Genomic DNA, 15,404 nt, shown 5'->3' with positions numbered 1-15,404 from the left:
CTTTTCATGCCGGGCCACTGGCCATGGCCCAGATTGCGGAACACGGCTTGCGGGCCCGGGACGTGGCCATCGTGCCCGCCGCGGCGGGCGGCCCCAAGGGATTGATCTTCCAGTCGCTGGACCAGTGGATGTTCGGCGAGTGGTTCCCCTCGGCCCCGCGCGAACGCACGCTGATCGGCGCCTCGATCGGCGCCTGGCGCATGGCCGCCGCCTGCCAGAAGGATCCGGTCAAGGCCCTCGCCCTGCTGGGCGAGCTGTATGCGGGCCAGCGCTACACGAGCTTGAAACCTACGCCGCAGGACATCGACGCGGTCGTGCAGGCCTTGCTGGACGAACTGGTGCGCGGGCATGAAGACGACATCGTCAACCACGAGCATTACCGGCTGCACCTCCTGACCGTGCGCGGACTGCGTTCGCTGGCGTCGCCCGCGCACCGCTATGCCGAGATGCGCGGCTTCCTGTCGGCGGCGCTGCACAACGCCGGCTCGCGCGCCTGGCTGGCGCGCCTGATGGAGCGGGTCGTGATTGGCGATGGACGCAGCGGGGCGCCATGGCTGCGCGAGCGCTTCGACAGTTTCAACACGCATTTCTCGACGCTCACGCGCGACAACCTGGCGCCCGGATTGCTGGCTTCGGGCACGCTGCCCCTGCTGATGAAGGCGGTGACCGGCATCGCCGAGGCGCCCGCCGGCAGCTACTGGGACGGCGGCATCGTCGACTATCACCTGGCGCTGCCGTATTCGCGGGCGAAGGGCGAGCTGGTGCTGTACCCGCATTTCACCGAGCACATCGTGCCGGGCTGGCTGGATAAGGGATTTCCGTGGAGGAGGGCGGCGCGCGGCGCCAATCGCGGCTGGCTCGACAACGTGCTGCTGGTGGCGCCGTCCGACGAATTCCTGCGCACGCTGCCGCGCGGGAAGTTGCCGGACCGCGCCGACTTCAAGTTCTACGGTTTGAATCACGATGAGCGCGTGCGCACCTGGAAGCGGGCGATCGGGGAAGGGGAGCGGCTGCGCGACGAACTGGCCGAATTCGCGCTGCGGCCGGACCTGGGCCGCATCAAGCCGATCTAGCTTGTCACAGTAGAAACCCGACCGTTGCAGCGGGCACGCAATGCGCCGTTTTTTGCGGCAGCCTGGCCTGTCCGGGTTACAATGCACGGTTTGGAGCGGTTTACCGATCGCTCGCGTTTACCGAATCAGAAAGAGTTCCCATGACCCTCAAATGCGGCATCGTCGGCCTGCCCAACGTTGGCAAATCCACCCTGTTCAACGCACTGACCAAGGCCGGCATCCCGGCTGAAAACTACCCGTTCTGCACCATCGAGCCGAACGTGGGCGTGGTCGAGGTGCCGGATCCGCGCATCGACGCACTGTCGGCGATCGTGAAGCCGGAACGCGTGGTCAAGGCCATCGTCGAATTCGTCGACATCGCGGGCCTAGTGGCCGGCGCGTCGAAGGGCGAGGGCCTGGGCAACCAGTTCCTGTCGCACATCCGCGAAACCGACGCCATCGTCAACGTGGTGCGCTGCTTCGAAGACCCGAACGTGATCCACGTGGCCGGCAAGGTCAGCCCGATCGACGACATCGAAGTCATCCAGACCGAACTGGCGCTGGCCGACATGGGCACCGTCGAGAAAGCCATCCACCGCGAGCAGAAGAAGGCGCGCTCGGGCGACAAGGACGCGGCCAAGCTGGTCGCGCTGCTGGAGCGCCTGATGCCGCACCTGAACGAAGGCCAGCCGGTGCGCACCATGGGCCTGGACAAGGAAGAGATGGCGATCATCTATCCGCTGCACCTGATCACCGCCAAGCCGGCGATGTTCGTGGCCAACGTGTCGGACACCGGCTTCACCAACAACCCGCTGCTGGACCAGCTGACCGAGTTCGCCAACAAGCAGAACGCCCCGATCGTCGCCATCTGCGCCGCGATCGAATCCGAAATCGCCGAGATGGACGATGCCGACAAGGTCGACTTCCTGAACGATATGGGCATGGACGAGCCGGGCCTGGATCGCCTGATCCGCGCCGCGTTCAAGCTGCTGGGCCTGCAGACCTACTTCACCGCCGGCGTGAAGGAAGTGCGCGCCTGGACCGTGCCGATCGGCGCCACCGCGCCGCAGGCCGCGGGCGTGATCCACACCGACTTCGAGCGCGGCTTCATTCGTGCGCAGACCATTTCGTATGACGACTTCCTGACCTACAAGGGCGAGTCGGGCGCGAAGGAAGCGGGCAAGATGCGCGCCGAAGGCAAGGAATACATCGTCAAGGATGGCGACGTGCTGAACTTCCTGTTCAACGTCTGATCCACCGGGGGCGCGCTGCGCCCACCCCAACGCAAGCCCTTCCTTCCGAAGGGCTTGTTGCTTTTTGGCTTATACAAAAACAATAAGGCATGCCGTCTGGATACGGTTGAGCTACAGGAAAACATGAACGATACAGTCCAGAACCGCTTGCTGCCGGTGCCGTACTGGCGCGCCGCGCTGGCCGAAGTCAGCCTGCTGCATCCCGAGGTGGCGCCCGACAGCAAACCTATCGCGCTCGCGGAAAACGACGGCGCGTGGCGGGTCGCGCAAGCCGCGCCCGACCTGGCGAGCTGGATCGAGGCACAGTTCAATGCCAGCAAACTGGAACGTGCCGGCCGCATCCCCTTCGTGCTGATCCCGGCCCGCCTGGCGCTGGACGCGAGCCATGGCGCCAAGCAGGACGGCGCCGAGTTGCACAAGGGCGCTTCGGTGCTGTGCATCCCCTGCCTGCTGGACCGTCAGGGCGTGTTGTCGCCCGATCCCGAGCGCATGCCGTGGATTCCGCGCGAGCTGCTGGAGCCGACCCTGCAGCGCACGTCGGTCGGCGCGCTGGCCAGCGTCGACGCATTCATCGGCGCGCTGCCGGAACAAGCCACCGGCATGGGCGATACCTTCCACGTGGCGGCGCGCCTGTTCGAAGCCGTGACGGGCGCCGGGCTGCCCGGGCTTTCTGCAATGGCGCCGGCCGAGTCAGGCCAGCGGCTGCCGGATTTCGCGCTGGACGAGCACCGCCTGGTGTCGGGCTGGCACGGCATGCCCTACGAACCGCCGATCGTCGCGCGGCATCTCCTGAAGCTGTATGACCGCATCATCGCCGAGGGGCCGCCCACGCCGCTGCTCGACACCTTGCGCACCATTGCCGACCGGCCGGCGCGCGCGCCGTTACCGCTGCAGCAGACCGCGCCGTATGACGGCCAGACGGTCGGCCACATGCATCCGCTTCACCACTTGTCGCCGTCCCAGCGCATGGCGATGGTCGAGCTGCAGCGCCTGGGCGAGGGGCAGGTCCTGGCGGTGAACGGTCCGCCCGGCACCGGCAAGACCACCTTGCTGCAAAGCGTGGTCGCCCAGCTCTGGGTCGATGCGGCCCTGGCCGGCGGCGATTGTCCGCTGATCGTGGTCGCCTCGACCAATGTGAAGGCGGTCGAGAACGTGCTCGACAGCTTCGCGAAAATCTCGGCCGAGACCGGGCATCGGCGCTGGCATCCCTACGGGCGCGGCTTCGGGCTGTTCCTGGCGTCCGAATCGCGCCAGACCCAGCATCCGGTCTGCACCGGCAAGAGCCACCCCTTCGAGGAGTTCGAGACGCCGGAAATGCTGGCGGCGGCGGAGCGCCATTACCTCGACTGCGCGGCGATGCACTTCAGGCGGCGCGGCGATGGCGTTGGCACCGTGGTCCACGACCTGCACGCCGAACTGAAGGAGCTTGCCGCCCGCCTCGACACGCTGGTGGCGGCGCGCCATACCCTGTTCCATGCGCTCGGCCAGGACGTCGACGACGGCGCCGTTGCCTCGTACCGCGCCTTGCTGGCGACCTTGAACGAGGAACTCACGCGTTGCCGTGAACAGCTGGCGCAACTGCGCGCGCGCCTGGACGAAAGCGAACAGGCCGCCGACGCCGCCTTGCGCGCCTACGAGGCGCGCCGCGACGACATCATGCAGGCCGAGAAGGCATGGGCGGCCTACCTGGCCGACGCCTCGATCTGGCTCGACCTCTTCAGTTTCGTGCCGGCCGTGCGCCGGCGCCGCATGGCGCGTGACCGCCAGGTGCTGATGGCGCATCCGCTGACTGCCGACCTCCAGCACCGCGCCGACGGCGTGCCGGGGCATTTCCATACGCTCAAGAAGGAAGCGCTGCAGCACAAGAACGATGCCGTAGCCGAGCTGCTCGCCTTGAAAGGGGAGCTCGCGCGTCAGGGAGACGACGTCAAGCAGGAGATGGCGCGGGCCGAGACGGAGCGCGCACGCATCGCCAGCGCCTTCGCCGCCTGGCGCGACGTGGCCGGCGACGATCCCGAGCTGCTCGACGCCAGCCTGGCCAACCTGAACGACCACCTGGACAAGGGGCTGCGCGCGCGCATGTTCGCCGTCGCCGACTGGTACTGGTCGGGCCAGTGGATTTTGGAAGTGCGGCACCGGATCAGGAGCGGCATCAAGGATACGAAGGGCCGCCGCAAGCTCGAAGCGAAGTACCGCCGCTTCGCCAAGCTCTCTCCCTGCCTGGTGTCGAACTTCCACATGGCGCCGTCGTTCTTCACCGCCTGGGAAGGCGAGGACATGCCGTTCTGGAATACGATCGACCTGCTCGTGGTGGATGAGGCGGGGCAGGTCTCGCCCGATATCGGCGCGCCGATGTTCGCGCTGGCGCGGCGCGCGCTGGTGGTCGGCGACACCTTCCAGATCGAACCGGTCTGGAACAGCGGCGAAGCGACCGACCGCGCCAACGCCGTCAAGTTCGGCCTGGCGCCGGCCTTCCACGACCCCGCCTACGAGCGCCTGGAGCAGGCCGGTCATACCCCGGCCAGCGGCAGCCTGATGCGCATCGCCAACCGCAGCTGCACGGTCCAGCAGTACGAGGACGTGCGCGGCCTGATGCTGACCGAACACCGCCGCTCTGTGCCGGAGCTGATCGATTACTGCAACCGGCTGATCTACGCCGGCCGCCTCGAACCGAAACGCGCATCGCTGCCGCCGGAAGCGCGGATCCTGCCGCCATTCGAGCTGATCCACGTCGGCGGCAAGGACGTGCGGCGCGGCGGCAGCCGCCAGAACGAAGCGGAGGCGGCCGCGGTCGTCGACTGGCTCAAGGCCCACCGCGCCGACATCGAACGGCATTACCTCGATGGCGCCGGCAAGCCGACGCCGATCTGGCAGCTGGTGGGCATCGTGACCCCGTTCGCCGCCCAGGCGGGCGCCATCGAACGGCGCCTGCGCCGCGACATGCCGGACCTGCTGCGCAAGGACAGCCGCCTGACGGTCGGCACCGTGCACGCGCTGCAGGGCGCCGAGCGCGCCATCGTGCTGTTCTCGCCGACCTATGGCGAGAGTTTCAATGGCGGCGCCTTCTTCGACCAGAAGCCGAACATGCTGAACGTCGCGGTATCGCGCGCCCGGGACAGCTTCATCGTCATCGGCAACCGCAAGGTGTTCGATGCCGGCCGCACCGCGCTGCCATCCGGCCTGCTGGCGACGTATCTGGTGGAGCGCAGCCGCGAGACGGTCGAAGGCTAGCGCAGGCGGCGGATTCCATCGAATCCGCGCTTCGGGATCGTGCCAGCGGCGCCGATTGCTGCCATACTGTTGGCTTCTTACCATCCCGATCACAGCATGGCCACCGTCACCGAACTCCTCCTTTATCCGATCAAGTCCTGCGCCGGCCTGTCCGTGCCCGAGGCGACGCTCGCCCTCGACGGCCTGTCGGCGGGCGGCGTGCACGACCGCGAATGGATGGTGGTCACGCGCGAAGGCCTGTTCCTGACCCAGCGCGAATACCCGCGCATGGCGACCATCGCGCCGCGCGTCGAGGGCGATGCGCTGGTGGTCGAGGCGCCCGGCCTGTCGCCGCTCCGCCTGCCGCTGGCGCACGCGCCTGCGGCGCCGGCGATCGAGGTGCTGATCTGGGACGACCACGTCCTGGCCGCCGACTGCGGCGACGATGCCGCCGCCTGGTTCGCCGACGCCGTCGGCGCCCCGTGCCGGCTGGTGCGCTTCCATCCCGACGTCGTGCGTCCGAAGATCAGCCCATGGACTGGCGGCTTGCCCGCCGCCGCCCGTTTTTCGGACGGCTACCCGATCCTGCTGATCGGCCAATCCTCGCTCGACGACCTGAACGCCAGGCTGGCGAAAGCCGGCCGCACTGCGCTGCCGATGAACCGCTTCCGCCCCAACGTGGTCGTGGAAGGCATCGACGCCTTCGAAGAAGACTTCGTGGAGACCTTCAGCGATGGCGAGATCAACCTGCGTCCGGTCAAGCCCTGCGCCCGCTGCCCGATCCCGTCGGTCGACCAGGCCACCGGCATCCCCGGTCCCGACCCCCTCGACATCCTGCAAACCTACCGCGCCAACGCCCGTATGGACGGCGCCGTCACGATGGGCATGAACGTCATCGTCCAGGACGGCATTGGCCGCACCTTGCGCGTGGGCCAGGAACTAAACGCCGAGCTTGCTTTCTAAGCACCAGGACAGGTCGAACGCCGGCGACACCGCAACAGTGTCGCAAAATCGCCTATTCCCGCATCTTGCACGATATTGACAAGCGGTTTTTCATATCCAAGCAAGATTGGATGGCGTAATGTTACGGTTATTGCTGAAAGGAATGCTCCATGCATGAGCCGAGCGCGTCGACGCGAGAACTGATGGCGGAAAACGAGACCTTGCGCGCGCGCATGGCGTACCTGCTCGAGCAGGCCGAACGCAACCACGAAATCATGTGCCGCCACCAGGCCTTCGACCTGCAGATCGTGGGCGCCGGCAGCTTTCCGGAGCTGGTCGGCACGATCTTTCGCACGCTGCCGGTGATCTCCGAACTGGACACCGTCACCCTGTCGCTGGTCGACCCGGATGCCGACATCTATACCGTGATGCACCGCCTGGGCGTCGATTTCGAGGGGTTCCCCAACCTGATGTTCTGCGAGCATGCGGTCGAACTCGGCTTCGACATGTCGCCCGAGCGCCGTCCGCGTCCGATCCTGGGCGCCTATGCGCCGGGCCAGCATTGCGCCATGTTCCCGCATCCGCCCGCCGGGCTGCAGAGCGTGGCCCTGGTGCCGCTGCTGCGCAATACGCGCCTGATCGGCAGCCTCAATTTGGGCAGCACCGACCCGACCCGCTTCACGCCGAACCTGGGCACCGATTTCGTCGAGCACATGGGGTCGATCATCGCGATCTGCCTCGAAAACGTGATCAGCAACGAGATGCTGAAATACATCGGCCTCACCGATTCGCTCACCGGCGTCTACAACCGCCGCTACATGGACCGCCGCCTGCTCGAAGAGATCGCGCGCGCCCGGCGCCAGGGCTACCGCCTGTCCTGCATGTACATCGACATCGACCATTTCAAGCGCGTCAACGACACCGTCGGCCACCAGGGCGGGGACGATGTGTTGCGCGAGGTGTGCGGGCGCATCAAGGCCGAGCTGCGCATGTCGGACGCGCTCGGGCGCTTCGGCGGAGAAGAATTCGTGGTGCTGCTGATCGACGCCGACCTGGAAAGCGCGAGCATGGTCGCGCAGCGCATCCGCGCCAGCGTGGCCGCCGACCCGGTAAGCCTGAGCACGGGCGAGCGGGTCGACGTGACGGTGTCGATCGGCGTTGCCGCGTTGTCAGCGCAGTTGTCCGATCCTGCGCGCGACAACGCGATCGAAGGCGTCGCGCAAGAGCTGGTGGCATCGGCCGATGCGGCGCTGTACCAGGCCAAGGCCGGCGGCCGCAACAAGGTCGTCACCTTCGCTTAGGTTGTCATAACAACCGGTCCTCGGCCCGGCTGATCGCCTCCCCATCCCCGCGCAACACCACCACGTCGCCCGCGGCCAGCACCAGCTCGGGCCGAGGCTCGACATCCGCGCCGCCGCGCCGCAGCGCCGCCACCTCGGCCGCCACGTCGTCCAGGCGCAGCTCCAGCAAGCTCTTGCCCACGGCGCCCGCCTGCGCATGCAGCCGCACCGAATGCAGCCGCACATGCCCCGGCTCGAGATCGGCGCCGCTGTCGCTCGCGCCGTGGAAGTAGCCGCGCAGGCTTGCGTAGCGGTCGTCGCGCGCGGCCTGCACCCGGTGCACCACGCGCCGCAGCGGCACGCCCAGCGTCACCAGCGCATGCGAGGCCAGCATCAGGCTGCTCTCCAGCGCTTCCGGCACCACCTCGGTGGCGCCGGCTGCCTTGAGCATCTCCGTATCGCGGTCGTCGTAGCTGCGCACGATCACCGGCAGCGCCGGCGCCAGCTCGTGCACCAGGTGCAGCACCTTCATGGCGAAGCGGGTGTCGGCGAAGGTGATCACCAGGGCGCTGGCGCGGCCGATGCCGGCCGCCATCAGGCTCTCGCGCCGCGTCGCGTCGCCGTACGAGACGGTGGCGCCGGCGGCCTGCGCGTCCTGCACCCGCTCCGGGTCCAGGTCGAGCGCATGCCAGGGCAGCGCCTCTTCCTTGAGCAAGGCGGCCAGGCTCTGGCCGTTGCGCCCGAAGCCGGCAATGATCACGTGGTTCTGGGTCTTCATGGTGCGCGTGGCGAGCTGGGTCAGCTGCAGCGACTGCGTCATCCATTCGTTGGCGGCGAGCTTCATCACGATCCGGTCCATGCTCGCGATGACGAAGGGCGCGAGCAGCATCGACAGCACCATCGAGGCCAGCACCAGCTGCATCACGAACGGGTCGACCAGCTTCGAGCCGGAGGCGTGATTGAGCAGCACGAAGCTGAATTCCCCCGCCTGGGCCAGCGCCAGGCCGGTGCGCATCGCCGTGCCAGGCGAGGCCCCGAAGGCGCGCGCGAGCAGGGCGATCAGGCCGAACTTGAGCACCACCACCAGCGCCAGCAGGAGCAGCACCAGCCACCAGTGTTCGATCACCATCCGCAGGTCGAGCAGCATGCCGATCGTGATGAAGAACAGCCCGAGCAGCACGTCGCGGAACGGCTTGATGTCCTCTTCCACCTGATGCTTATAGGGCGTCTCCGAGATCAGCATGCCGGCGACAAAAGCGCCCAGCGCCAGCGACAGGCCGGCCTGCTCGGTGATCCAGGCCGCGCCCAGGGTCACCAGCAGGAGGTTGAGCATGAACAGCTCTTGCGAGCGGCGCTTGGCGACGACCGTGAACCAGCGCCCCATCAGCTTCTGGCCGAAGAACAGCAGCAGGGCCAGCACCAGCGCCGCCTTGACCGCTTCCACCCCGAGCGTGATCGCCAGGTCTTCCGGATCGCGCGCCAGCGCCGGAATCATGATCAACAACGGCACCACCGCCAGGTCCTGGAACAGCAGGATGCCGACGCTGCGCCGCCCATGCTCGCTCTCGAGTTCCAGCCGTTCGGTGAGCAGCTTGACGACGATGGCGGTCGAAGACATCGCCAGCGCGCCGCCCAGCGCGAAGGCGGCCTGCCAGCCGAGCGCAATGCCGGGCAGGAGCCAGGCCGCCAGCAGGGCGATCCCCATGACGGCCACGATCGTCGACACCACCTGGGCCAGGCCCAGCCCGAACACGATGCGCCGCATCGAGCGCAGTTGGCCAAGCGAGAACTCCAGGCCGATCGAGAACATCAGGAACACGACCCCGAACTCGCCCAGCGCATGGGTGGTGGGACTGTCCTCGGCCAGGGCCAGGGCGTGGGGGCCGATCAGGACGCCGACGGCGAGGTAGCCGAGCATCGGCGGCAGTTGCAGGCTACGAAAAAGCACCACGCCCAGGACGGCGCAGCCCAGCAGGAGGAGGGTGAGTTCAAGACCGGAATGCATTGATGCGATGCTGGGATAAACAGCAAAAGTGTTGATCTTATGGCACTAGCCAGGTGTGGTGCGGCATGCGCTTGTTATCGTTTGTTACGACTGGCAAGTTTTTTGCTTTCCCAATTCGTTTATACTTCCAAAATGAGTGTAACCGATGAAAAAATAATGCCGAAAAGTTTTGACGAGACCCTGGCCCGGCGCGTGTTGGAACTGGGTCGCGAAACGCTGTCGATCGAAGCCGACGCCATCCGCGCCCTGCAGGCGCGCCTGGGCGACGACGACAGCTTCGTGAACGCCGCGCAGCTGATCCTGGGCTGCGACAGCCGCGTGGTCGTGTCCGGGATGGGCAAGTCGGGCCACATCGGCCGCAAGATCGCCGCCACCCTGGCGTCCACCGGCACCCCGGCCTTCTTCATGCACCCGGGCGAGGCCGCGCACGGCGACCTGGGCATGGTCACCAGGAACGACGTGGTGATCGCGATTTCCAACTCGGGCGAATCGTCCGAGATCCTCGACATCCTGCCGGCCGTGAAGCGCCTGGGCGCGCGCGTGATCGCCATGACCGGTAAACCAGCCTCGCGCCTGGCCAAGCTGGCCGACGTGCACCTGAACATCGCGGTGGACAAGGAAGCCTGCCCGCTCAACCTGGCGCCGACCACCAGCACCACCGTCACCCTCGCCATGGGCGATGCGCTGGCCGTGGCGCTGCTGGATGCGCGGGGTTTTCGTGAACAAGACTTCGCGCTGTCGCATCCGGGCGGCGCGCTGGGCCGCCGCCTGCTGACCCATGTGCGCGACGTGATGCGCAGCGGCGACGCGGTGCCGAGCGTGGGCCCCGAAACCTCGCTGGTCGAAGCGCTGCTCGAAGTGACCCGCAAGGGCCTCGGCATGACCGCCATCGTCGACGCCGAAGGCCGTCCGGTCGGCGTGTTCACCGACGGCGACTTGCGCCGCGTGATCGAACGCATGCACGACTTCTCGAACGTCCAGATCCGCGACGTGATGCACGCCAACCCGCGCCGCGTGCGGCCCGAGCAACTGGCGGTCGACGCCGTCGCCGTGATGGAGGAATTCCGCATCAACCAGATGCTGGTGGTCGACGAGGACGACCGCCTGGTCGGCGCGCTGCACATCCACGACCTGACCCGCGCCAAGGTGATCTGATGAGCGACACGTTTATCCCGGCCATCACCCCATTGGCCCATATGGAGCGCGCGGCGCGCGTCAAGGTCATGATCTTCGACGTCGACGGCGTGCTGACCGACGGCAGCCTGACCTACGGCCCGGAAGGCGAAGTCACCAAGACCTTCAACGTGCTCGACGGCCTGGGCATCCAGCTGCTGAACAAGACCGGCGTCCAGACCGCGATCATCAGCGCGCGCCTGTCGCCGATCGTCGTCAAGCGCGCGGCCGATCTCGGCATCTCGCACGTCCACCAGGGCATCCACGACAAGCGCATCGGTTTCGCCAAGCTGTTGGAAGCCACCGGCTTCACGGCGGAGCAGTGCGGCTACATCGGCGACGACGTGATCGACCTGCCGCTGTTCGCGCGCGTCGGCTTCGCCGTCGCGGTGCCGTCCGGCCACCCGGAGGTGCAGCACCGCGCGCACTACGTCACGAAAAACGCCGGCGGGCGCGGCGCGGTGCGCGAGGTGTGCGACCTCGTGATGCGCGCCCAGGGCACCTACGACCAGGCGCTCGCGCCGTACTTCGCCTGAGGCTTTAAAAATGGCTACCGTCGTCATCAACAAGCGCACCGCCCACCGCTGGAATCTCCTGGCGATGATCGTCATCGGCACCTTCTTCGCCTTCGGCAGCTTCTGGCTGCTGCAACTGATGCAGGGGTCCGACATCGACGCCCAGCTGGGCGGACCGCCGGACGAACCGGACTACATCGTCGAGAACTTCTCCTTCGTGCGCATGACCGAGAACGGCCAGCCGAGCTACCTGGTGTCGGGCAAGCGCCTGGAGCATATTCCGCGCGGCGACGTGTCGCACGTCGAGGCGCCGGTGCTGCGCGGCGTCGAGCCGGGCCGCCCGCCGATGACGGTGGTCGCGAAGAACGCGCAGATCCATCACCAGGAGCACCGGGTCGAGCTGATCGGCGACGTCGACCTGCAGCGCCCCAAGACCGCGCAGAGTGAATCGCTGCACGTGCGCACCCAGGCGCTCACCGTGCTGCCGGACGAAGAAATACTGAAGACCGATCTGCCGATCGACATGCAGCTCGGCGCGTCCAGCGTCAAGGGCACCGGCATGGTCGCCAACAATGCGACCATGCAGCTGCACCTGTCCAGCCGCGGCCAGATCGTCTATCCGCCACGCCAGCGCTGATCCTCCAGAAACGCCGCGTGCCAACCAGAGACCCGTATCCACCAACCATGAAAAAACTACTTGTCGCCGCCTTCCTTTCCCTGCTGTCGCTGACCGCGGCCGCCGAACGCGCCGATTCGCTCAAGGAAGCGGTCATCAACTTCGATTCGCTCGACATCGACGAGGTGACCGGCACCCGCATCCTGACCGGCAACGTGGTGCTGACCCGCGGCACCCTGGTGCTCAAGTCCGACCGCGCCCTGGTCAAGGAAAGCCCGGAAGGCTATATGAGCGTGACCCTCACCGCTGCCGGCGGCAAGGTCGCCACTTTCCGCCAGAAGCGTGACGGCGGTCCCGACCTGTGGGTCGACGGCCAGGCCGAGCGCATCGAGTACGACGAGCGGTCGGAACTGGTGCGCCTGTATTCCAACGCCGTCGTGCGCGAACTGGAAGGCGCGCGCATGACCAACCAGATCACCGGCCCCTTCATTTCCTACGACAACCGCAAGGAAGTGGCCACGGTGCGCAACGACGAAAGCGGCAAGAGCGTCGCCGGCGGCGGGCGCGGCACCCTGATCCTGGCGCCCAAGCGCGCACCCGCCGGAGGCGTCCAATGACGGCGATTCCGATGGAGCTGGGCGATCGCAGCACCCTGGTCGTCAAGGGCCTGCAGAAAAGCTATGGCAAGCGCCTGGTGGTGCGCGACGTGTCGCTGCAGGTCGAATGCGGTGAAGTGGTCGGCTTGCTGGGCCCGAACGGCGCCGGCAAGACGACGTCGTTCTACATGATCGTCGGCCTGGTGCCGTCGGACGCCGGCTCGATCGACATCAACGGCACCGACATCACCAGCCTGCCGATCCACCGCCGCGCCGTACTGGGCCTGTCCTACCTGCCGCAAGAGGCTTCGGTGTTCCGCAAGCTGACGGTGGAAGAGAACATCCGCGCCGTGCTCGAGCTGCAGAAGGACAACGGCAAGCCGCTGTCGAAAGACCAGATCAACGAGCGCCTCGACACCCTGCTGGCCGACCTGCAGATCGAGAAGCTGCGCGAGAATCCGGCGCTGTCGCTGTCGGGCGGCGAGCGTCGCCGCGTGGAAATCGCGCGCGCGCTGGCGACCAATCCGCGCTTCGTGCTGCTCGACGAACCGTTCGCCGGCGTCGACCCGATCGCCGTGATCGAGATCCAGCGCATCGTGCGCTTCCTGAAGGAGCGCCGGATCGGTGTTTTGATCACCGACCACAACGTGCGCGAGACGCTCGGCATCTGCGACCGCGCCTACATCATCAACCAGGGCGCGGTGCTTGCCTCCGGCCGTCCTGACGACATCATCGCCGACGAGTCGGTGCGCCGCGTGTACCTGGGTGAACACTTCCGCATGTGAGCGACGCCTAGATGAAACAGTCCCTGCAACTTCGCACTTCGCAGCACCTCGCGCTTACGCCGCAACTGCAGCAGTCGATCCGGTTGCTGCAACTGTCGACGCTAGAGCTGCACCAGGAGATCGAGCAGATACTGGGCGATAACCCCTTGCTCGAGCGGCTCGACGATCCGCTCGACCGATCGGTGCGCCTGCTGGCCGATGGCGCCATCAACAATGCGCCCGCCAATGGCGAAGCGCCGCCGGCGCCCGGCCAGCAGGCCGAGGGCGAGGGTGCGCCGGCGCAGGAGGGCGAGGGGTTCGAGGGCGGCGCCGACAACGATCGCGTCGATGCCGACTGGAGCGACGGCGGCGCGCCATCGTCCGGCGGCGGCGAGGACGAGGACGGCCGCCCGCAACTGGAAGCCTGCGCCATCACGCTGCGCGAACACCTGATGGAACAGGTGCGCGAAGCCATCCTGTCGGCGCGCGACCGTGCGCTGGCCGAGCTGGTGATCGATGCGCTGGACGACAACGGCTACCTGGAAGAGCCGCTCGACGAGATTCACGCCAGGCTGCCCCAAGAACTCGAGATCGAGATCGACGAATTACGCTGCGCGCTGGCGCTGGTGCAGAGCATGGACCCGGTGGGCGTCGGCGCGCGCAGCGCGGCCGAGTGCCTGGCGCTGCAGATCCGGCGCATGCCGGGCGTGCCGCTGGTGACGCGGCGCATGGCCCTGACCATCGTCGAGGGTTACCTGAGCTGGTTCGCCCAGCGCGAGTACAGCAAGCTGAAAAAAGCGCTCGACTGCGACGACGAAGACTTGCGCGAGGTGCAGGCCGTGGTGCGCCAATGCAATCCGCATCCGGGCGCGGCGTTCGCTTCGAACGTGTCGGACTACGTGGTGCCGGACGTGATCGTGCGCCGTTCCAAGAGCGGCTGGGCGGTCACCCTGAACCCGGACGTGATGCCGCGCCTGCGCGTGAACAGCCTGTACGCGAGCCTCCTCAAGCAGGGCAAGAGCGAAGCGCAGATGGGCGCGCAGCTGCAGGAAGCGAAGTGGCTCATCAAGAATATGCGCCAGCGATTCGACACCATCCTGCGCGTGGCGGAGGCGATCGTCGAGCGCCAGCGCAACTTTTTCTCCCATGGCGCGGTTGCCATGCGGCCCCTTGTTTTACGTGAGATAGCTGATACACTAGGCCTACACGAGAGCACAATTTCTCGTGTCACAACGCAGAAATACATGCTGACCCCGCACGGCATGTTTGAGTTGAAGTATTTCTTCGGCAGCCACGTTGCCACCGAGGCGGGAGGCGAAGCATCCTCGACGGCAATCCGTGCGCTCATCGCACAATTGACAGGAGCAGAAGACCCTAGGAACCCATTGTCCGACAGCAAGATCGCGGAGATGCTCGGGGAACAAGGCATGGTCATCGCGCGCCGGACGGTTGCAAAATACCGTGAAGCCCTCAAGATACCCCCTGTAAGCCTCCGCAAGTCCTTGTAACTGCGCCGTCCACACCCGTCGTGCCTTGTCGCGTTGGTGTGGTCCACACGGTGCAACCTTTTCAAAGGAGTGTGTATGAACCTCACAATCAGTGGCCATCATCTCGAAGTAACCCCCGCCATCCGTGAATACGTTCAGAATAAGCTCGAGCGCATCATTCGCCATTTCGACCAGGTGATCGACACCCACGTCTTCCTGGCCGTCGACAACCTCACTGAAAAAGAAAAAAGGCAGAAAGCAGAGATCAACGTCCAGGTGTCGGGCAAGACCCTGCACGTGGCAAGCGTCGCGCAAGACCTGTACGCCGCGATCGACACGCTGATGGATAAGCTGGACAGACAGATCCTGAAACACAAGCAAATGCTGAAGGACCATAGCCGTACCTCGATCAAACGCCTGCCGGAAAACGGCGGCGAAGACGCTGCTGTCGCCTGATCAGGCGCAGGGCTCACACTAGCTAAGGGCGTCTGAGGGGACGCCCTTTTTGCAT

At 66.4% G+C, this 15,404-nt stretch carries 13 protein-coding genes; 12 read left to right on the top strand and 1 reads right to left on the bottom strand.

Annotated elements, in window-relative coordinates:
• Window positions 1–23 precede the first annotated feature (23 nt).
• The 5 genes from LO55_RS05090 (at window position 24) to LO55_RS05070 (ending at window position 7,758) form a co-directional block, all read left to right on the top strand.
• Window positions 24–1,073, top strand: a complete 1,050-nt coding sequence (locus LO55_RS05090; protein WP_083415176.1) for a patatin-like phospholipase domain-containing protein — start codon at window positions 24–26, stop codon at window positions 1,071–1,073.
• A gap of 140 nt (window positions 1,074–1,213) precedes the next feature.
• Window positions 1,214–2,305, top strand: a complete 1,092-nt coding sequence (gene ychF / locus LO55_RS05085) for a redox-regulated ATPase YchF (protein ID WP_005663337.1) — start codon at window positions 1,214–1,216, stop codon at window positions 2,303–2,305.
• Window positions 2,306–2,428: 123 nt separating this feature from the next.
• Window positions 2,429–5,536 carry a DEAD/DEAH box helicase gene (locus LO55_RS05080; protein ID WP_071360690.1) on the top strand — a complete coding sequence of 1,036 codons (3,108 nt, stop codon included), beginning with the start codon at window positions 2,429–2,431 and terminating at the stop codon, window positions 5,534–5,536.
• 96 nt (window positions 5,537–5,632) lie between these two features.
• Window positions 5,633–6,478 carry an MOSC domain-containing protein gene (locus tag LO55_RS05075; RefSeq protein WP_071360689.1) on the top strand — a complete coding sequence of 282 codons (846 nt, stop codon included), beginning with the start codon at window positions 5,633–5,635 and terminating at the stop codon, window positions 6,476–6,478.
• A 149-nt stretch (window positions 6,479–6,627) separates the two neighbouring features.
• Complete coding sequence (locus LO55_RS05070) at window positions 6,628–7,758, top strand: GGDEF domain-containing protein (RefSeq protein ID WP_071360688.1); 1,131 nt, start codon at window positions 6,628–6,630, stop codon at window positions 7,756–7,758.
• Window positions 7,759–7,762: 4 nt separating this feature from the next.
• Here the strand turns inward: LO55_RS05070 and LO55_RS05065 are convergent, their stop codons facing one another.
• On the bottom strand, window positions 7,763–9,742 hold the full coding sequence (locus LO55_RS05065) for a monovalent cation:proton antiporter family protein (RefSeq protein WP_071360687.1): 1,980 nt from the start codon (window positions 9,740–9,742) through the stop codon (window positions 7,763–7,765).
• A 156-nt stretch (window positions 9,743–9,898) separates the two neighbouring features.
• Here LO55_RS05065 and LO55_RS05060 point away from each other — a divergent pair, with 156 nt between their 5' ends.
• The 7 genes from LO55_RS05060 to hpf all read left to right on the top strand — a co-directional run bounded on the left by LO55_RS05060 (window position 9,899) and on the right by hpf (window position 15,349).
• Entirely contained in the window at window positions 9,899–10,897 is a 999-nt protein-coding gene (locus LO55_RS05060) for a KpsF/GutQ family sugar-phosphate isomerase (protein ID WP_177185503.1), read from the top strand.
• Window positions 10,897–11,451, top strand: a complete 555-nt coding sequence (locus LO55_RS05055; protein WP_005663324.1) for a KdsC family phosphatase — start codon at window positions 10,897–10,899, stop codon at window positions 11,449–11,451. The genes LO55_RS05060 and LO55_RS05055 overlap by 1 nt, the downstream gene beginning before the upstream one ends.
• Window positions 11,452–11,461: 10 nt before the next feature.
• Complete coding sequence (gene lptC, locus LO55_RS05050; protein ID WP_071360685.1) at window positions 11,462–12,067, top strand: LPS export ABC transporter periplasmic protein LptC; 606 nt, start codon at window positions 11,462–11,464, stop codon at window positions 12,065–12,067.
• A gap of 47 nt (window positions 12,068–12,114) precedes the next feature.
• A complete protein-coding gene (gene lptA / locus LO55_RS05045; RefSeq protein WP_071360684.1) occupies window positions 12,115–12,663 on the top strand; it encodes a lipopolysaccharide transport periplasmic protein LptA in 549 nt (182 codons plus the stop codon).
• 11 nt (window positions 12,664–12,674) lie between these two features.
• A complete protein-coding gene (gene lptB / locus LO55_RS05040; protein ID WP_040775454.1) occupies window positions 12,675–13,427 on the top strand; it encodes an LPS export ABC transporter ATP-binding protein in 753 nt (250 codons plus the stop codon).
• Between the two features lie 11 nt (window positions 13,428–13,438).
• Window positions 13,439–14,914, top strand: a complete 1,476-nt coding sequence (locus tag LO55_RS05035; protein WP_071360683.1) for an RNA polymerase factor sigma-54 — start codon at window positions 13,439–13,441, stop codon at window positions 14,912–14,914.
• Window positions 14,915–14,989: 75 nt separating this feature from the next.
• Window positions 14,990–15,349 carry a ribosome hibernation-promoting factor, HPF/YfiA family gene (gene hpf, locus LO55_RS05030; protein ID WP_005663316.1) on the top strand — a complete coding sequence of 120 codons (360 nt, stop codon included), beginning with the start codon at window positions 14,990–14,992 and terminating at the stop codon, window positions 15,347–15,349.
• The last annotated feature ends 55 nt before the right edge of the window (window positions 15,350–15,404 follow it).

It is taken from the genome of Massilia timonae (assembly GCF_001866515.1).
Lineage (GTDB): Bacteria > Pseudomonadota > Gammaproteobacteria > Burkholderiales > Burkholderiaceae_D > Telluria > Telluria timonae.
The sequence above is the reverse complement of the archived record's forward strand: the minus strand, read 5'-3'. Positions and strand labels throughout refer to the sequence as shown.